Origin of the sequence: Arthrobacter sp. TB 26 (assembly GCF_000427315.1) — a bacterium.
Lineage (GTDB): Bacteria > Actinomycetota > Actinomycetes > Actinomycetales > Micrococcaceae > Arthrobacter.
Window position 1 is genome coordinate 1 of record NZ_AUPJ01000326.1, and the last position, 1,818, is coordinate 1,818.

The window sequence follows — 1,818 nt, forward strand, 5'->3', positions numbered from 1 at the left end:
CGGTGACGAGCTCGCGGCCAAGGTGGCCGCGGCCATTGACGCGCCGCACACCTTCCGGCACCTGTACCCGCTGGAGATGTCGGTGGAGGACAAGATCCGGACGATCGTGCAGGAAATCTACGGCGCTGACGGGGTGGATTTCTCCGTCCCGGCCCTCAAGCGGCTCGCGGAGATCGAGAAGAACGGCTGGTCCGGCTTCCCGGTATGCATGGCGAAGACCCAGTATTCCTTCAGCGACGACGCGGGCAAGCTGGGCGCCCCGAAGGGTTTCACCGTGCATGTCCGCGACCTCATTCCCAAGACCGGCGCGGGCTTCATCGTGGCCCTCACCGGCGCGGTCATGACCATGCCGGGACTGCCCAAGGTCCCGGCCGCGATGCGCATGGACGTCGACGCCGACGGCAACCCCGTCGGCCTCTTCTAGCGCCGTTGCCCTATCACTTTTGGCTGCCATTTCGGGCGGATGGGGACCAAAAGTGATAGCGCAACGGGCGCCTGTGGATAACGCGAGCGGGGATCCGGCGTTCGGATCAGAATGGTCCGCATGCACCCACCCGCAGCCTTGCCAGCCCACCTCGCCTCAGCCCCCTTCACCGTCTACGAGGCGCGGGCTGCCGCCTTGGGCAGCGCCCGGCTCCGTGCTTCCGACCTCGCGACGGCCGGCCGGTTGCTCTATCTGCCCACCGGCTGGGAATTTGAACTCCGCGGGCTAGCCCGCGCCCTGTCCTCTGCGACGCCGGGCGCGTGGATTTCGCACCTTACGGCCGCCGTGCTGCTGGGGCTGTGGCTCCCGTCCTGGTTTCGTGGCTGCCGGGAGCTCCATCTGAGCAAACCCAAGGCGCTGCCGCCGGTCCGGCGTGACGGTGTGGTCGGGCATACCGTCCTGGCGTTCGAGGACGAGCTCATGGTGTGGGACGGAATCCGGATGTCGACGCCCGCCCGGACCTGGCTTGACCTTGCCCGTGTCCTGCCGCTGGAGGATCTCGTGGCGGTCGGGGACCAGCTCGTGCGGCAGCCGCGCCTTGAGCTGGAAAACCGCACGGAGCCGTGGGCGACGCTTCCCCAGCTGCGGGACATGCTCATCCGGCATCCGAAGCTCTAGGGAATCGTGAAAGCGCGCCAGGCACTGGAGCTCATCCGGCCGGGCTCCGACTCAGCGCCGGAGACATTTCTGCGCCTGGCATTGACGGCTGCCGGGCTGCCGGAGCCCGAGCTGCAGCTCCGGATCGCGCCGGGCGACCCCTACTCCCCCGCGGCGGACCTCGGCTACCGGAGGCAAAGGGTCGCTATCCAGTACGACGGCGGCCACCACCTGACGCGCGAACAACAGACCCGCGACAACCGCCGCGATGAAACGTTCAACGCGGCCGGCTGGCGCTACTTCAAGTTCAACGCCGACGATCTGGCGGATGACTTCCGCGGTGCCGTCCGACGGGTCCGGCTGGCGCTCCACGGCCGTTAAACGCCGGTTGCCCTATCACTTCTGGCGGCCAAACCAGGGGTTTGGGGACCGTAAGTGATAGGGCAACCGGGGGTGGAGGAGGGGTTTAGCGCTCCAGGTCCCCGCGGATGAAGGCCTCGACCTTGTCACGGGCGAGGTCGTCGTTGAACTGCTCCGGCGGGGACTTCATGAAGTAGCTCGACGCGGAGAGCAGCGGGCCGCCGATGCCGCGGTCGAGGCCGATCTTGGCGGCGCGGATCGCGTCGATGATCACGCCGGCGGAGTTGGGCGAGTCCCAGACCTCCAGCTTGTATTCGAGCGACACCGGGGCGTCGCCGAAGTTGCGGCCCTCGAGGCGGACGAAGGCCCATTTGCGG

The 1,818-nt window shown here is 67.9% G+C and carries 3 protein-coding genes and 1 pseudogene (1 of these 4 only partly in view); 3 read left to right on the plus strand and 1 reads right to left on the minus strand.

Features of this window, described 5'->3' with window-relative positions:
- The 3 genes from K789_RS0112340 to K789_RS26570 all read left to right on the plus strand — a co-directional run.
- A partial coding sequence (locus K789_RS0112340; protein ID WP_029704977.1) for a formate--tetrahydrofolate ligase occupies positions 1–424 on the plus strand: 424 nt, incomplete at its 5' end.
- A gap of 120 nt (positions 425–544) precedes the next feature.
- Positions 545–1,102, plus strand: coding sequence for a hypothetical protein (locus tag K789_RS26565; protein WP_306376556.1), 558 nt, complete (start codon positions 545–547; stop codon positions 1,100–1,102).
- Between the two features lie 6 nt (positions 1,103–1,108).
- Entirely contained in the window at positions 1,109–1,462 is a 354-nt protein-coding gene (locus K789_RS26570; protein ID WP_306376557.1) for an endonuclease domain-containing protein, read from the plus strand.
- An 85-nt stretch (positions 1,463–1,547) separates the two neighbouring features.
- Here the strand turns inward: K789_RS26570 and K789_RS22990 are convergent.
- Positions 1,548–1,818, minus strand: a pseudogene (locus tag K789_RS22990) (inositol-3-phosphate synthase) (it continues 816 nt past the right edge of the window).

Excerpts from the sequence above, each read along its gene's own strand:
- K789_RS26565 (WP_306376556.1), top strand. The coding sequence starts at position 545 with ATGCACCCACCCGCAGCCTTGCCAGCCCACCTCGCCTCAGCCCCCTTC.